Source organism: Lachnospira eligens (genome assembly GCF_009680455.1).
GTDB lineage: Bacteria > Bacillota > Clostridia > Lachnospirales > Lachnospiraceae > Lachnospira > Lachnospira eligens_A.
Window position 1 is genome coordinate 1 of sequence record NZ_WKRD01000003.1, and the last position, 16,301, is coordinate 16,301.

17 protein-coding genes are annotated in these 16,301 nt (G+C 43.9%); 13 read left to right on the plus strand and 4 right to left on the minus strand.

What is annotated here, in order from left to right:
• Nucleotides 1-63 precede the first annotated feature (63 nt).
• Nucleotides 64-1,359, minus strand: a complete 1,296-nt coding sequence (locus tag GKE48_RS04000) for a tyrosine-type recombinase/integrase (protein ID WP_154300487.1) — start codon at nucleotides 1,357-1,359, stop codon at nucleotides 64-66.
• An 86-nt stretch (nucleotides 1,360-1,445) separates the two neighbouring features.
• Nucleotides 1,446-2,075 (minus strand): helix-turn-helix domain-containing protein, encoded by a 630-nt coding sequence (locus tag GKE48_RS04005; protein WP_015518384.1) that lies wholly within the window; start codon nucleotides 2,073-2,075, stop codon nucleotides 1,446-1,448.
• 174 nt (nucleotides 2,076-2,249) lie between these two features.
• On the opposite strand from GKE48_RS04005, the gene GKE48_RS04010 reads away from it, so the two are divergent.
• The 5 genes from GKE48_RS04010 (at nucleotide 2,250) to GKE48_RS04030 (ending at nucleotide 5,629) form a co-directional block, all read left to right on the plus strand.
• Complete coding sequence (locus tag GKE48_RS04010; RefSeq protein WP_003505382.1) at nucleotides 2,250-2,480, plus strand: helix-turn-helix domain-containing protein; 231 nt, start codon at nucleotides 2,250-2,252, stop codon at nucleotides 2,478-2,480.
• A gap of 144 nt (nucleotides 2,481-2,624) precedes the next feature.
• Nucleotides 2,625-2,939: a hypothetical protein gene (locus GKE48_RS04015; protein WP_014080633.1), complete on the plus strand. Its 315-nt coding sequence runs from the start codon at nucleotides 2,625-2,627 to the stop codon at nucleotides 2,937-2,939.
• Entirely contained in the window at nucleotides 2,939-3,244 is a 306-nt protein-coding gene (locus tag GKE48_RS04020) for a hypothetical protein (RefSeq protein WP_005345966.1), read from the plus strand. The genes GKE48_RS04015 and GKE48_RS04020 overlap by 1 nt, the downstream gene beginning before the upstream one ends.
• Nucleotides 3,220-4,941, plus strand: a complete 1,722-nt coding sequence (locus tag GKE48_RS04025) for a MobA/MobL family protein (RefSeq protein ID WP_154300488.1) — start codon at nucleotides 3,220-3,222, stop codon at nucleotides 4,939-4,941. The genes GKE48_RS04020 and GKE48_RS04025 overlap by 25 nt, the downstream gene beginning before the upstream one ends.
• A complete protein-coding gene (locus GKE48_RS04030) occupies nucleotides 4,919-5,629 on the plus strand; it encodes a DUF6040 family protein (protein WP_154300489.1) in 711 nt (236 codons plus the stop codon). The genes GKE48_RS04025 and GKE48_RS04030 overlap by 23 nt, the downstream gene beginning before the upstream one ends.
• A gap of 275 nt (nucleotides 5,630-5,904) precedes the next feature.
• Here GKE48_RS04030 and GKE48_RS04035 read toward each other — a convergent pair whose 3' ends face one another.
• Entirely contained in the window at nucleotides 5,905-6,873 is a 969-nt protein-coding gene (locus GKE48_RS04035) for an AraC family transcriptional regulator (protein WP_015518388.1), read from the minus strand.
• 186 nt (nucleotides 6,874-7,059) lie between these two features.
• Here GKE48_RS04035 and GKE48_RS04040 point away from each other — a divergent pair, with 186 nt between their 5' ends.
• From GKE48_RS04040 to GKE48_RS04060, 5 genes are read left to right on the plus strand one after another with little or no spacing between them, the layout of a single operon-like run.
• The gene (locus GKE48_RS04040) at nucleotides 7,060-7,671 is read left to right on the plus strand and encodes an MptD family putative ECF transporter S component (protein ID WP_009272640.1); all 612 of its coding nucleotides are present in this window, start codon (nucleotides 7,060-7,062) and stop codon (nucleotides 7,669-7,671) included.
• Nucleotides 7,668-8,393 (plus strand): energy-coupling factor transporter transmembrane component T, encoded by a 726-nt coding sequence (locus GKE48_RS04045; RefSeq protein WP_015518390.1) that lies wholly within the window; start codon nucleotides 7,668-7,670, stop codon nucleotides 8,391-8,393. The genes GKE48_RS04040 and GKE48_RS04045 overlap by 4 nt, the downstream gene beginning before the upstream one ends.
• On the plus strand, nucleotides 8,390-9,862 hold the full coding sequence (locus GKE48_RS04050) for an ABC transporter ATP-binding protein (protein ID WP_007705900.1): 1,473 nt from the start codon (nucleotides 8,390-8,392) through the stop codon (nucleotides 9,860-9,862). Before GKE48_RS04045 ends, GKE48_RS04050 begins: the two co-directional genes overlap by 4 nt.
• Before the next feature lie 3 nt (nucleotides 9,863-9,865).
• On the plus strand, nucleotides 9,866-11,629 hold the full coding sequence (locus GKE48_RS04055; RefSeq protein ID WP_014078545.1) for an ABC transporter ATP-binding protein: 1,764 nt from the start codon (nucleotides 9,866-9,868) through the stop codon (nucleotides 11,627-11,629).
• Nucleotides 11,622-13,331 (plus strand): ABC transporter ATP-binding protein, encoded by a 1,710-nt coding sequence (locus GKE48_RS04060; protein ID WP_015518392.1) that lies wholly within the window; start codon nucleotides 11,622-11,624, stop codon nucleotides 13,329-13,331. The genes GKE48_RS04055 and GKE48_RS04060 overlap by 8 nt, the downstream gene beginning before the upstream one ends.
• Before the next feature lie 158 nt (nucleotides 13,332-13,489).
• Here GKE48_RS04060 and GKE48_RS04065 read toward each other — a convergent pair whose 3' ends face one another.
• Entirely contained in the window at nucleotides 13,490-13,720 is a 231-nt protein-coding gene (locus tag GKE48_RS04065; protein ID WP_009203541.1) for a DUF6061 family protein, read from the minus strand.
• A gap of 401 nt (nucleotides 13,721-14,121) precedes the next feature.
• Between GKE48_RS04065 and GKE48_RS04070 the strand changes: the two genes are divergently transcribed.
• Genes GKE48_RS04070 through GKE48_RS04080 form a run of 3 tightly spaced genes read left to right on the plus strand, consistent with a single transcriptional unit; the run spans nucleotide 14,122 to nucleotide 16,141 of the window.
• Nucleotides 14,122-14,559: a radical SAM mobile pair system MarR family transcriptional regulator gene (locus tag GKE48_RS04070; protein WP_055214579.1), complete on the plus strand. Its 438-nt coding sequence runs from the start codon at nucleotides 14,122-14,124 to the stop codon at nucleotides 14,557-14,559.
• Complete coding sequence (locus GKE48_RS04075; RefSeq protein WP_055182530.1) at nucleotides 14,556-15,245, plus strand: radical SAM mobile pair protein A; 690 nt, start codon at nucleotides 14,556-14,558, stop codon at nucleotides 15,243-15,245. Before GKE48_RS04070 ends, GKE48_RS04075 begins: the two co-directional genes overlap by 4 nt.
• On the plus strand, nucleotides 15,233-16,141 hold the full coding sequence (locus tag GKE48_RS04080) for a radical SAM mobile pair protein B (RefSeq protein ID WP_154300490.1): 909 nt from the start codon (nucleotides 15,233-15,235) through the stop codon (nucleotides 16,139-16,141). Before GKE48_RS04075 ends, GKE48_RS04080 begins: the two co-directional genes overlap by 13 nt.
• The last annotated feature ends 160 nt before the right edge of the window (nucleotides 16,142-16,301 follow it).

The following is a 16,301-nucleotide window of genomic DNA, read 5'->3' on the forward strand; positions in this document are numbered from 1 at the left end:
ATGTATTTTCCCTTATTTTTGCCCTTATGAGATAATCGTAAGGGAAATAAGGGAAAGTTTTATTTAGTCATTGCCTGCCACTTTATCAAGTAACCTTGCAGATTCCTGCTTGGCTTTTCTTGTAGAGTGTGCATAGACATTCATGGTGGTACTGACATCTGAGTGCCCTAACAGTTCCTGCACATCCTTTGGTGCTGCTCCATTTGCCAGAAGGTTGCTTGTGTAGGTGTGTCGCAACTGGTGAAAATGAAATCCTTCAAATCCATCCAGTTTCTGAGCAATCTTCCTGCAAACAATTCCTAACGTGCTTGGCAGTTCCAAACTTCCATCCGGTCTTAAGCAGACAAAGGATATTTCCTTATAATCTTCTGGAACATTCTCTGTTCCGTCCAGATGATAGAACTCATAGTAAACTCTGTTTTTGTCTTTTACTTCTCTGTAGTAGTTTTTGTGGTAAAGTTCTCCGTACTGCATTCGGTTTTTAAGTTGTTCCTTTCGGGCATTGCGAAGAATCTCTGCCAGTGTATCTCCAAAATCAACAATCCTTACCTTTTTTCGTTTGGTTGGTCCGATGATATTCTTGTGCCTTGAACCATCATATCGGATACTGCGTCTGATTGTAAGGCACTGTTCTTCAAGATTCACATCCTGCCATGCCAGACCACAGGCTTCACCGATACGAAGTCCTGCATAATAAGCTATCTGGATTGGAAGTATTGCCGGTGGATTGTAATTCTGTAGAAATTCAATCAGTCTTTCATAATCCTCTCGTGGAATTGGCTGTATATCGCCATCCATGTCATCATCGGAAAACAGGTCAACCTCATCCGTCTGGTATTTCAGTTTAATATACTGCATGGGATTGAAAGTGATATATTGCTTTGGTGATACTGCAAATCGGAATGACTGCTGTAATACTGCCGAGAAAGAACGAATGTAATCTTTGCTATAACCTTTTCTTTCTGAACCATCTGGATAAGTGCCACCAAAGGAAAGCAGATCGAAGAAGGCTTGTAAATGCTCAGATGTTACATTTTTCAACTTTCTCTCTGAAATTGGATGCTTCTTGATGTTGGTAATGGCACCGAGGTAATTCTGGACTGTCCCATTACTGAGCGTACCGGTCTTTAATTCTTCCTCTGCCCATATATCAAGTAATTCTCCAATTGTAATATTTTCCGACTTTGCAATGAATTTCTTGCTTTCGTAATCGTCCATTGCCTGACGGAGCAGTTTTTCCGTTTCACTTTTACTTTCTGTTCCAGCGTATTCTTTCTGAACCAGATTGCCGCTTGCATCTTCTACATAGAAGCGGTAGTACCATTTCTTTCCTTTTTTTCTTACAGATCCTTTTGCCATAATCGTGTGTCTCCTTTCGATATCAGACAATCGGAACTGATGAAATGCTTCTTGCGTGTAAGTATATCATAACTCCGGTTGTCGTTCTATACCGAATCGGAATCCTCATACAAAACTTCTGATAAAAGATTTTCAAGCCTTTGTTCTGCCATTTCCGGTTTCTTGGAATAAAGCCTTACGATATCTGCCATGTCGTTAAAGGCATTAACAGTGTGGGTGATCTCCCGGAGAAACATAATCTCGTTATATTCATCATTCGATTCAAACCCCATTACTTTTGCAATATCAGCTTCATTCGTGTTGCCCTTGTAATTCTTGCAGGCAAACTGGAATGATTCCAGAAACAGGTTATATTGCTTTAACATCAACAGCAGTAAATCTTTGGAAAAAGCATCTTCCTTTTTACTAAGGTCGAGAGGTAACTGTTTGAGAATATCGCCCATTGCATCACGAATCTGTAATTCTTTCTTATCCGTAATATCGGTTTCGTATTCATCGGTTTCCCCCTTGAGCCATTCAATAGATACATGAAGTGCTTCCGAAAGACCTTCCAGCACCATCTTTTTGGTATTGTCAATCGAACCATTCTCATAACGCAGGATTGTGGAAGCTGTAACTCCCATCTTCTCTGCAACATAAGGCTGTGTCAGATTTAATTCCAGACGACGCTGTTTTGCCCTGCTACCTATCAGCTTGCGTAGTTCTTTATCTTTCATGCTGATTGCCTCCTTTTTCGGTATGTATGAATTATAGCATGTACCTTACATAATTGCAATATGCAATCTAATAATTAATTTTAAAATTTCATAACGCTTGACAACGCAATATAAAACCGCTATACTAACAGCACAACAAAAATTGCATAATGCAATTTATAAGGAGGTGACAAGATGACGGAAAGAAAGATTGCATTATCCATCGAGGAAGCAGCCGACTATACAGGAATTGGCAGAAACACTTTGAGAAAGCTGGTTGAATGGAAGAAGCTTCCGGTATTAAAGGTCGGAAGAAAAGTCCTTATTAAAACTGACATTCTGGAAAAGTTCATGGAAGCCAACGAGGGGCGTGATCTGAGGGATAAAGGAAATGTAAAAGCTGTCACAAGAAATGTGGCAACTTAAAAAGGCGGCTTCCTACGAAACCGCCAAAGGTTCTATCAGACCGAAGCCATGATATACCTACACGCAAGAGGATTATACCATGTGCTTCTCCTGATATGCAACCGGGAACTGTTGTTTATCGGAAAAAGAAAGGATGAAGACGATATGGCGAAATCAACAAAGACTTATGAAGAAAGAATACGTGCATTAGAGAAAAAGGAACAGGAAAGCATTGAAGCTACAAAAAAGCTCATAGCACAGCGGAAGGAACTGGAAAAGAGAAAGAAAGCGGAAGAAAGTAAAAAACGAACCCACAGGCTTTGTCAGATTGGAGGAGCGGTGGAATCAGTTCTTGGCTGTCCGATTGAGGAGGAAGATTTACCAAAGTTGATAGGCTTCTTAAAAAGGCAGGAAACAAACGGAAAGTTTTTCTCAAAGGCGATGCAGAAAGAGCCACTTACAGATATGGAGGAAGTGTAATGGCGGAGGGAGTGGTTTTTCCATTCCCTTCATTGCCTTTGAATGAAGGGCGCACTTATGGACAACCAGAGGTCGTCCTTATAAGTTTGCCACAAGTGGCAACCGGTCTGCGCTTACGCTTGCCGGGCTCGTTCCGTCGGCGGGGCTTTCAGCCAGACCTGCTCATGCCGCAGGGGGCACTCTTGCGCAGAGGGCGTTCCGACAGCTTCACTTCTGCCAAACCAGAAGAAGATGCTGTCGGGAATCAATGCCGGATACGGCAGAAAGGGGGAATCGTATCATGGCGATATTTCACTTTACAGTAAAGATTGTCGGGCGCAGTAAAGGAAAATCTGTCATATCCGCATCGGCATATCTTAATGGAGATGTGATGAAGAATGAGGAAACAGGCAGAATCAGTTACTATACTTCCAAAAAGGAAGTCGTCTACACCAGTCTGATGATGTGCGAAAATGCACCTCCTGAATGGCTGCATGTACCGGAAGAAAATATAAAAAGGTTTCAACAGTCTATCCGTTATAAAAGAGCGGATGATAAAGATGCCGCACTGGAAAAGTTTAAAATCACATTTCAGAAACAGCGTCTATGGAATGAGGTATTGAAGATAGAAAAAAATGCAGATGCACAGCTTGGACGCTCATTTGAATTTTCCCTGCCGAAAGAATGGAGCAGACAGGAACAGATTGATTATACAACCGAATATATTCAAAAGACTTTCGTGGATAAGGGAATGTGTGTCGACTGGAGCATACACGATAAGGGCGATGGAAACCCACATGTGCATTTACTTGTAACCATGCGACCATTCAATCTGGATCATTCATGGGGCAGCAAAGAAGTCAAGGACTGGGATTTTGTCAGAGATACTGACGGAAATATCGTGGTTGATGAATCCCACCCGGACTGGTGGCAGGATAAGAAAAATCCTGATCGGCATGGAATCCGCATTCCGGTACTTGATGAAAACGGAGTACAGAAAGTCGGGGCAAGAAACCGAAAACAATGGAAACGGGTTCTGACCGATGCTACCGGCTGGAATAATCCAAAGAATTGTGAGTTATGGCGAAGCGAATGGGCTGGGATGTGTAACCGGCATTTATCCATAGACAATCAGATTGACCACCGCTCTTATGAAAGACAGGGCAAATTAAAAATCCCTACGATTCATGAGGGTGCGGATGCAAGAAAGATTGAGGAAAAATATCTCACCGGACAGATATGGAATGGTTCATGGAAGGTAGAGGAAAACCAGATGATTAAAAAACAAAATGCACTACTGCAAAAGGTAATCACAACCTTTGGTAAGGTATCCGGTGCATTGTCAATATGGAAGGAGTGGTTGAATGACATTAGAAGAAAGCAAAGAAGTAATTCCCATGATGGAAGCAATGATTGCACAGATAGAGGAACAGCAGAATATCATGGCAGAGATGCTTCAGGAGATACAGGAAAAGGACGAGAAGCTGATGTGCTTTCAGGAGCAGGAAGAACGATTGCAGCAATTAGAGAAAGAATTGTCAGAGCTGCTACAAATCTTACCGGATACAGAAGAACTGTTGATGCTTCTGGAAGAAAAGACAGACCAGATACAGAAACTCACAGACGAAAATCAGCAATGGCAGGAATTGGCACAGAAATTGAACAGCGAGAACCGGCTATTGCAGAAACAGAACAGCGAATTACTGAACTTGAACAGCAATTAGAGAAAGGAAGGTTGATTGATGAACGAATTAAGAAACTCAAAGAACGACGATCAACTGGAAGAACTGCTAATGCTGACGGAGCAGATGCAGGAAGAACTCGACCAGAAAGACCGGACTATCAGGAAACTGAAAGTGCAGCTCGACGAATCGCTGACCTTGAACGAGAGGTTAAACAGCGAGAACAGAGCAGGGAACATTCAAGCCTTAAAGAACGACTTGAGGAAAACAAAAGAATTATTGCAGAGCGAGAAAGAGAAAACGCTCACCGCAAAGGACATGATAGAGGAATGTCGCGATAAGCTAAGACAGGCAGAACAGGAACGGGATTATGCACTCTCCCATCAGAAAAAAGTAGAGATACCGGTTGAAAAGTCGGTGCTCTATCAAAAGTGCAGGAATTGTAACCAGACAGCTTATCTGAAAGCGAAGGAAAGGTATGATACGCAGAGAGAAAAAATGGCAGGCAGATATAAAGCAAAAACAGCTATGTATGAAGCATTGATGTTTCTGCTGATATGGTATTCCGCATCAACTACTCTTTTTCAGATGATACAGTCAAAGGTATTTATTTCTGATTGCAGAATATTCTTTGGTGCAATCGGAACTTTCACACAGACTATTGCTGGCTGGATTGCACTGATAGGAGAGAATGTGGCACAGATTAGTAATGGAATATCCAATCCTGTCATTGCCGGAATTATATACTGGCTGATAAGAATATTGATTTGCGGTGGATGTCTGGTGGGTGCGGGAATACTTGTAGCGTTTATAGGGATAAAGATTGCAGGGCTATATAAGAAATACTGTTGGGATATGATTACCATACTGGTAACACTTATAAGCCTGGAAATAGCAATCTACTTTGGAGATTGGATAAAGACAGTCTTGCCGATCAATATGCTATTTCTCTTATTATTGGTGCAACTGGTATATGTTGGAATTAGGTGGTATGTAAAAGGATGGCAAGAAGCCAGAGGATATTATTAAAAAACTATTAGAAACTATTCATATTTACTTTCGTGCTAGGACAGATTATTCTAAAAATTCAGTGATGAGCATGCACATGAAATCTTACTTCGTTTAGGTACGAAAAAGGGCAATGGAAACTTTGTGTTCAGATGAGCTCTCACTATCTTGGTAACAACCGCAAGCAGCAGTGGAATATTGACGATGCATTCCGTATATATTCCACACATGGCTAAGCCCGACTAGAATGTGGGTGAAAAATTTCACGAGTGCCAGAGTTTCCTCTGGCACTCATTTTATTTTCGCTGTGCGTTTTTTCTGTACTCCAGTGGCAACAATCCCGTGCTTTTTCGGAATAATTCTGCAAATCGGCTTGAAGTGGAATAGCCTACTGTTTGGGCAACTTGCCCGACTGTCAGCTCTGTATATGCCAGCAGATATTCTGCTTGGCTCATGCGCCGCTGTTGAACATATTCCGTGATGGTGCAGTCGTAGTATTTCTTAAAACAGCTTTTGAGCTTTGTTGTTCCCATGCAGGCAATCTGTGTTAGCCGTTCCAGAGGAATATCAAAAGCATAGTGATCGCTAAGATAAGCGGCAACTATTTGGAGATTTTCAATATCCTGTTGAGAGAGCTTATGGGCTGGTTTATCAGGATGTTTCTTCTGATATTCCACCACCATTGAAACAGCTTCTGCGACTTTACCCTCATAAAAAAGTTTTGCGGCAATCCCTTCCCCGCGATAGTCTTTGATTTCTGTGAGTAACCGTGACATTTCTGGAAAGTCGGAAGTTTGGTCGATCTTCCGAAATGCATCCACAGGATTGATCTGTGCCTCTGGGTACAGTTTTTTCAGGTAGTCCTCATAATATGCCGGTGCAATCTCAATCCCAACCGAACGGATTGGAATATTTTTATGTATCAAAGCCTTGTATGGAGCGTAGCCTCCAATAAATGTTTTGATACAACCGGCAGACAGCCTACGGTATGGAGATAATTCCTCCCCGGAAATAGAGTCATACCGAGTGATACTCAGACATTCCGGCAGGGAACATTCCAACATGAAATCTTCGTGGAAGGAAAAGTTGTGGATTTTAATATCATATAGGTCTTTCTGTCCATAAGTCCAGTAGGAGCCTTCTCCAACTTCGGGAGAAAGTTTCCAGCAGTCACCTAATGCCCCATATTGCTGGTTGTCTGGGTCATGGATAAAACCGTGTTTAATCAGCAACGGTGTATAAAACTGGTCAATAATTTCAGACATGAAAACAGACCGCCTCCTTTTTGCAACGATTAGACGAACTTTTGAAAGGAACAGACGAACATCGCCGGGACCTATTGAATGTTGTTCGATAAATGCGTATTGTATTAGACAGTGGTTAGAACTATCTAACCGAAGAATATCACAAACCACTTGTCGAGTCAAGACAATGAAAGGTAGGAGGTCAAAATGAGTAATCAAGTAAATTCTATGAACAAAGGTCTGACAGTGAAAGACCTTGTAACAACAGGTATTTTTACTGCACTGTTATTTGTTTTTGTATTGGTGGGCGGTGTCTTTTTTGCAACGAATCCTGTACTTACTTTTTTCATGCCAGCAGGAGGTGGGCTGCTTGCTGGCCCCATTTATCTTTTGCTGATTGCAAAAGTACATAAGCGTTGGAGCCTTTCTATAATGGGCGTTATCATGGGTATTATTTGGTTCGTGACCGGTATGCACTGGGCTTTTGCATTGGGCTATCTGATCATGGCGATTGTCGCGGACTTTGTTGCTGGTGCAGGGCAGTACAAAAGCAAAAAACTCAACAGCCTGTCTTATATCCTGTTCTCCCTCGGCGGCACTGGTTCGTATATCGTGTTCTTTGTTGACCCCAACGGCTGGGCACAGACTATGCTGGGAAACGGAACCGAACAGAGCTACATCGACACCATGCAGGCAACTGCAAATACCGGCATCCTGATTGCCATGTTCGCTGCTGTTATCATTACATCTGCAATCAGCGCTTTTGTAGGCTGCAAAATGCTGAAAAAGCAGTTTGAAAAAGCAGGTATTACAGAATGAGCGGTAAACGCCACAAGAAAGGGCTTTGGCTCGACCCACGGGCCAAGCTCTTTCTTATTCTTATATGTGTTTTATCGTCCATGTTCGCTCCTTCACTTGCATATCAATTTGTCCTTGTTATGCTGATTGCGATATTGGGTGCTTTCTTTGGAAAGTGGAAATATGTCATTAAGGCTGTATGCTTTTATGCGGTCATCTGTGTCCTGACAGTTTGGATCATGGCAGAAATGACAGGCACGCTGCGGACAATGTTTATTGCCTTTTTAGGATTGTTTCATAAGGTCTATGCGTGCGGAACCTTGGCTGGGATTGTTCTGACTACTACAAAAGTCAATGAGTTCCTGTCTGCTATGAACCGTGTCCACGCACCCAAAAAGTTAGTAATTCCTATGGCAGTTATGCTGCGGTACATTCCAACTATTCAAGAGGACTGGCGATATATCAAGGACGCTATGCGGATGAGAGATGTTTCACCTTCTCTGGCGGGCTTTTTAGCACATCCGGGCATGACGGTTGAGTGTATTTATGTGCCTTTGTTGATGGCAGCTTCAAAAGCAGCGGATGATCTTTCTGTTGCTTCTGTCACTCGTGGAATTGAAAATCCCAATCCACGCACCTGTCTTGTCCAGATAAAATGCGGAGTTGCCGATTGGGGTGTTATGGCCGTTGCCGTAGCTTATCTGATTTTTGAATTATGTGTGCGGGGAGGTGTGATTGGTTGATTGAGTTTGAAAATGTATCGTTTTCCTATACGGGGCAGGAACATGGCGGGCTGCATGACATCAATTTGAAAATTTCGGACGGAGAATGTGTCCTGTTCTGTGGCCGCAGTGGGTGCGGAAAGACAACGATCACACGGCTGGTGAACGGCTTAATTCCTCAATTTTATCAAGGGGAACTTCATGGCCGTGTGCTGGTAGATGGTCAGGAAATCAGCAATATCCCTATGTATCAGATTGCCGCTAAGGTCGGCTCCGTTTTCCAAAATCCACGGACACAGTTTTTCAATGTGGACACAGACAGCGAGATCGCCTTTGGCATTGAGAACGAGGCTCGTCCTCCACAAGAGCTGATAGAGCGAGTGGAACAGACAGCCGACGATCTGCGTATTCAAAAGTTGCGGAACCGGAATATTTTTGAGTTGTCCGGCGGTGAAAAGCAGAAAATCGCCTTCGCTTCTGTTTATGCTATGAACCCACAGATTTATTTGCTGGATGAACCGTCCTCCAATTTGGATATGACTTCCATTCAGGAGTTGAGAGAGCATTTGCGGCTGATAAAAAAGCAGGGCAAAACGGTTTTGATAGCAGAACACCGGCTGTACTACCTGATGGAACTGGCCGACCGAATTGTTTATCTGGAAAAAGGAGAAATCAAAGGGATTTATACCCCGGAAGAATTTCGACAGCTGTCGGAACAGGAGCGTGAACGCATGGGCCTGCGGGCAGTTGATCTTCGGGCGGTGTTCCCACCTAAACCCCACTCGATTGCCCCTATCCCGGTATTAGAGCTACGGAATGTGACGCTCCGTTACAAGAAGCGAACCATTTTGCATGATATTGGCTTATCCGCAGGAAAGGGCGAAGTGATTGGCGTGGTCGGCCACAATGGAGCCGGAAAGACTACATTTTCTCGCGCTCTCTGTGGGCTTCACAAAGACTGCGATGGACAATTTTTGTGGGAAAGCAAGCCGATTGAGCGTAAGGAAAGGCTGCAACGCTCTTATATGGTCATGCAGGATGTGAACTATGAGCTTTTCGCTGACAGCGTAGAAGCAGAATGTTCCTTTGGCATCCGAAATCCAGACCAAACGCTGGTAAATGCAACTTTGGAAGAACTGGGACTTTCCCCATATCGAGAACAACATCCAAACACGCTTTCCGGCGGTCAAAAGCAGCGAGTAGCTGTAGCTGTCAGCATGATTTGTGGGAAAGACTTGCTTGTATTTGATGAACCGACCAGCGGCCTTGACTTTGACAGTATGACGCAGGTTGCAGGATTGATCCGGCGATTATCCAATATGGGAAAAGTCATTTTCATTGTCACCCACGATTTTGAATTTGTCTGCCGTACCTGCTCCCGTGTCCTGCATTTTGACGAGGGCGAAATGCCCGATGATGTACCAGTTACAATGGATGCCCTCCCGAAATTGAGAGAGCTGTTCTCTGTTTCAGATGGAAAGGAGAGGTGATCTATGAAACAGAAAAAAGAAAACAGAGTAGCTTTGCTGCTCCATTGGGCCGGTGAGCAAAAAATCTGGCTGTTCCTGGCAATTTTTCTATCGGCGGTCAGCGGTCTTTGCATTATCGTCCCTTACATTGGAATTTACCGGCTGATGGACGCCACCTTCAATCATACCTGCACGCAGGAACTTGTTGTACATACCGTGGTAATGATTGCAGTGGCGGTAACTTTGCGGTTTGCCCTGTTTGGCTGTTCCGGCGTAGCAGCCCACAAAGGGGCCTATGGCGCTCTTTTCAAAGTGCGCTGCATGGTTGCAGAACACATGGCCAGAGCGCCTTTAGGGGCCTTGAATGAACGGCGCACCGGGGACATAAAAACGGTTCTGAATGAAGATATTGAAAAGTTGGAGCTGTTTCTGGCCCATAACCTTCCTGACCTTGTGTGCTATCTGGTGGGGCCGGTAGTCATCTTTATTTATCTGATGACCGTCAATATTCCTCTGGCATTGATTTCCCTGGTTCCGCTGATCCTTGCTGTTGTTGTAATGGGGATGATGTTCCGCAATACGGATGACCTGATGGAACGGGCCAATCACTCCATTACCACACTGAACTCGGTTATGATTGAGTACATCAGCGGCATGAAATTGATTAAAGCCTATAACATGGGGAGCAAATCGTTTCAAAAGTTTTCAGACGCTATCCAGGAAGAAAACGCCATGTGGAATGAAACTTCCCGGCGCATGGGGCCACCTTATGCGGCCTTTGTTGTTATCATCGAATGTGGGATGTTGATGATGGTTCCAATCGGCGGAATGTTTTTCCTGAAAGGCTCACTGGCTGCCAGCGCATTTTTGCTGTTCGTCTATGTAGGTTCCATGTATCTGACGGAAATACGCCCCCTACAGGAACTGGGGACTAATTTTGCCAATGTGCTGAACGCTGTTACTAAGACCAAAGAGATATTGGATATTCCAATTTATGAGGGTGGAGCGGACTTTCCCCAAAATCACGATATTGAACTTCGGAATGTTCGGTTTTCCTATGATGGCAAGACCGATGTACTGCAAGGCGTTAATCTCAAAATTAAAGATGGTGAACGCATGGCCCTTGTGGGACAGTCTGGTGCCGGTAAAAGTACCGTGATTGAGCTGATCTCTCGGTTCTATGATGTGCAGGAGGGCGAAGTGCTGATTGGCGGGAAAAATGTAAAGGAACTTAATTATGATACTATCCTAAAAAATGTCGCCATTGTGTTCCAAAAGACCTTCCTGACCCGTGACAGCGTTTTAGAAAATATCCGCATGGGCAGTAACGCCACTCTGGAAAAAGTACGGACCGCCGCAAAAGAGGCGCAGATTGATGATTTCATCATGTCTTTGCCGGATGGATATGACACGAAGGTGGGCAGCTTCGGCTCTCGCTTCTCCGGCGGTGAAAAACAGCGGATTGCCATTGCCCGCGCTATCCTGAAGAATGCCCCCATTTTGATCTTAGACGAGGCCACAAGCGCCTCTGACCCGGAAAATCAGATGGAGATTGACAAAGCCATTCAAAATCTCTGTAAGGGAAAGACTGTCATTGTGGTAGCCCATCGTTTGAGCGCGTTGAAGATGTGCGAGCGTGTAGCAGTGGTTGAAAATCACACAATTACCTGTGTCGGAACCCATGAGGAAGTCCGAAAGAACAATGCTTACTATCGGAAGGCGTGGGAGGACTACGAAACAGCCCGGAATATTACTTATCAGTTGGAGGGAGGCGAGCAGCATGAGTGAGCATGATGTATTGAAAAAGAACCGCAATTTTTATATTGGCGTTGGCGGGACTGTTCTGGAAGGGCTTCTCTCCGGCAGCCTGTTTATGCTGCTTTACTCTGTCATGCAGTTTTTGTGGTCGGGACAATTTGACATGAACCGTGTCCTGGTTCTGACCTGTGTGATCGCGGTGGTTTTTCTTCTTCGTATCTTGATTTACAGCTATGGCTATACCAAAGCGCAGATCGGCGGTGCAGAGGTCAGCAAGAATACCCGCCTCTTTATGGGCGACCATTTGAAGCGTATCCCGCTTTCCCGGTTTACCCAGGGACAGACCGGCGATTATATCAATACCATCACAAGCGATGTAAACAACTATGAAAAAATCCTGACCCATAAAATCGGTGATATGGCAAAGAGTTTTGCACTTTCGCTCATGCTGATTATTTTTGTGATGACCATTTATGTGCCTGCCGGAATTATTCTGCTGATTGCCGACTTGCTTTTGATCCCTGGACTGTGGCTTTCCTTCCGTATGGTTCGGAAGTATGGTAAAGAAAAGAATGATATTTGTGCAGAGAATGTCAGCAGCATTGTGGAGTATGTGTCTGGTATTCAAACTTTCCGGGCCTATGGCGTAGGTGGTTTGAAGAATAAAACCGTTATCAACGCTATGCGGGAGTTCTGTCGGATCAGCTTTGTGTACGAATCAAAAGTGCTTCCTATTGGTGCGGTCTTTGGTATTTTGAGTTGGCTGTCCTGCCCGCTGGTTATCTTGCTGGCCTATGCACCCTGGGTCGCAGGGACACTGAACACGGTGGACTACCTTTTGATTTGTATGCTGCCCCTGTTCTGTGCAAAGCTGGCAAACTCTATTTTTGTAGACCTGACAAGTTATAAAAACCTGATGATCTCCAAAAACAAAATCCTGGGTGTAATGAACGAGCCGGAGGAAACTGGCAGTATGGAGCCGCTTCAGATAGCTACCCATGAGATTACCTTCGATAGTGTGGACTTTTCCTATGTGCCCGGAGAGCCGGTGCTGAAACACGCCACCTTTACAGTGCCAGACCAGAAGCTCACGGCCATTGTCGGGGACTCCGGTTCCGGCAAATCTACCATTCTGAATTTGATTGCAAAATATTACGAGGCAACAGGCGGAACAATTTCCATTGGTGGTAAACCTATAAACCATATAGCTGCCGAGCGTGTACTGGAACAAATCTCTATGGTAGATCAGGATGTATTTCTCTTTGATGATACCATTCGTGAGAATATCCGGCACGCCCGCCCCGAGGCCACGGATGAGGAAATCGAAGCCGCCTGCCGGGAGGCCAACTGTGACGGCTTCATCCGCAAGATGGAAAAGGGATACGATACGCCGACTGGCGAGAATGGAAATCTTCTCTCTGGCGGTGAGCGTCAGCGAATTTCAATAGCCCGCGCTATCCTGAAAAATAGCCCCATCCTACTTTTGGATGAAGCAACAGCATCTCTTGATATTGAAAATGAGCTTGCCGTAAAGCGGGCCATCGCCAATCTGCTGAAAGAAAAAAAGACAGTGGTAATGATTGCTCATACCCTTTCCATTGTCAAAAATGCAGATCAAATCCTTGTGGTATCTGGCGGAAAGATTGCTGAAGCCGGTACTCACGATGAATTGCTGGCTAAAGGCGGAAAATATGCTGCTATGTGGAACGCAGAGCAAAAAATATCGGCTTGATAGAAGCTAAAGAAGAATAATTGCATAGCGCATGAACCTGCCCCGACTACGGGGAAAGAAAAAAACGCTGGCTGGGGCAGGTGATTTTGCGCGCCTATTTTAAGTTATTATCCTAACGGCGGTTTTGAGAAATCAGAGCCGCCGTTTCTTGCGTATACCTAAAAGGAATCTTCCGCATCTATCCACATTTGCATCGTTCCATCAAGATACAATCTTGCATACTCAAGTGGTTCATCAATGGCAAGTGCGTTTAATGCACAGTCAGATCCGGGAGTAGTTGTTAAATTCTTCTCCGCTTCCCAGCAGTCAATGCGGAGCATATAGCCAGCAGAAGTATAAACATCAATGCTGTTGCGTTGTGGATTGTATTCTGCAAATATCGTTCTCATCGTATCAAATCTCCTTATCGTTCAATCAATCATTTGTTGCAAAAATCAGAAGCATTTCAATCAGTTCACCATGTCACTTTTATTTTGTGTTATACTGTTTTATAAGATTTTCTTTCCCTTGTTTTTTCCCTTATCAGAGTTCGTAAAAACTCATGGGACAATATAATACAAGGGAAACAATAAGGGAAAGCTCACCTGCGACAAACTTAGTGTTTTCAAGGGCTTGAGAGATATTTGATAATAAAATATAACAGTTATTAAATCCCTTTGAATATATGAAATCTCAATTCAAGTTTGAAGAATTGAAAAAAACGGAATTTACCTATTAAGACATATAAACTCTTGACAATAAAGCTCCTATATAGTATGTTTTTGATAAACTACTATATAGGAGCTTTTGTATGGAAATGAATGGAGGATTTCTTGTTACCAAAATAAAACAGCTTGGAGACCGGATTTTCGAGAAGATTCTCAGTGAAAAGAATATTGATGCGTTTAATGGAGCCCAAGGGCGTATTCTTTATGTGCTGTGGCAGAAGGATGGTATTTCAATCAGGTCACTCTCGACTAAATGCGGATTAGCGATAACATCTCTTACTACGATGCTGGAAAGAATGGAAAATCAAGGGCTGATAAGCCGTGTTCAGTCTGAAACGGACAAAAGGAAAACGCTCCTGTTTCTGACTGAGAAAGCACATGCCTTAAAGGGCGAGTACGATTCTGTATCTGATGAGATGGGCAGTATTTACTACAAAGGTTTTTCAGAGGAAGAAATTACCCAGTTTGAGGAATGCCTCGACCGCATCAGAAAGAATCTTGAGGAGTGGCAGAAGTCATGAGTATTTGTATCAAAGATCAGATACAGAACATGAATATCGTCATTGGCTGCACAGTGGGGTGTACATATTGCTATGCCCGCAACAACGTGAAACGCTGGCATATGATTGATGATTTCGCTGACCCTGAATTCTTTCCGGGTAAGCTCAAGATGATGGAAAAGAAACGTCCGCAGAACTTTCTTCTTACCGGCATGAGCGATCTCTCTGGATGGAAGCCGGAATGGAGAGACGAGGTATTTGCAAAGATCCGTGAAAATCCACAGCATCAGTTCCTGTTCCTTACCAAGCGACCTGATTTGCTGGATTTTGATACCGATCTGGAAAACGCATGGTTTGGCGTTACGGTGACGAGGAAAGCAGAACTGTGGCGTATCGACGCCCTTCGGAAAAACGTTAGAGCAAAACATTACCATGTTACCTTTGAGCCGTTATTTGATGATCCCGGCACAGTTGACCTTTCTGGAATCAATTGGATCGTTGTCGGCACCATGACCGGAGCGCAGAGCAGGAAGATTCATACGGAGCCGGAATGGGCATGGTCTCTGACGGACCAGGCACATAAGCTTGGCATTCCGGTGTTTATGAAGGAAGACCTTGTCCCTATCATAGGGGATGAAAATATGATTCAGGAAATGCCGGAAGAATTTAATAAAGTGTTAGAGGTACAGAAATCATGGAAGAAGTAATAAATGGAATCCTCATTCGTGAGGTGGAAACAAAGAATATCATGACTAAGTCTAGTCTGCCGGTAGGCGGTTACTCGGTCAATCCCTATGTGGGCTGTACACATGCCTGCAAGTATTGCTATGCTTCTTTTATGAAGCGCTTTACCGGTCACAAGGAGGAATGGGGCACTTTCCTTGATGTGAAGCATTGGCCGGAAATTAAAAATCCGAAGAAATATGCCGGACAGCGGGTGGTCATCGGTTCTGTGACAGATGGCTACAATCCACAGGAGGAGCAATTCGGGAATACCAGAAAATTTCTGGAGCAGCTGATCGGCAGTGACGCAGATATTCTGATCTGCACAAAGTCGGATCTTGTGGTACGGGATATTGATCTGTTGAAGAAGCTTGGACGTGTAACCGTTTCATGGTCGATCAACACACTAGATGAAAATTTCAAGAACGATATGGATTCTGCTTCGAGCATTGAGCACCGTATCGCTGCTATGAAGCAGGTATATGAGGCAGGTATCCGTACAGTCTGTTTCGTATCCCCGGTATTCCCCGGAATCACGGATTTTGAAGCAATCTTTGAGCGGGTAAAGGACCAGTGCGATCTGTTCTGGCTCGAAAATCTCAATCTTCGAGGCGGTTTCAAAAAGACAATTATGGATTATATCGCCGGAAAATATCCTGATCTTGTACCACTTTACGACGAGATCTATAACAAGCATAACCGCAGCTACTTTGAAGCACTTGAAGTAAAAGCTGAGAAAATGGCTAAGAAGTATGATTGTGCCTTTGTGGATAATGAAATGCCTTATGGCAGAGTCCCGCAGGGACATCCGGTGATCGTAGATTATTTCTATCATGAGGAAATCCGTGGGACAGAGAATACCGGAAAAAGAAATCGCTAACTTCGGATTTGACGAATAATGGAGTAGTACTTATGAAAAAATTCTTTTTTCCAGTATACACTATATTGGTATTTTCAATCGTTATTTGGTTTGCTTTATATGGAGAACATCGTGATCCGAGGTTTTATGTCTCTATTTTGATACTTGCAATCATTGGGAA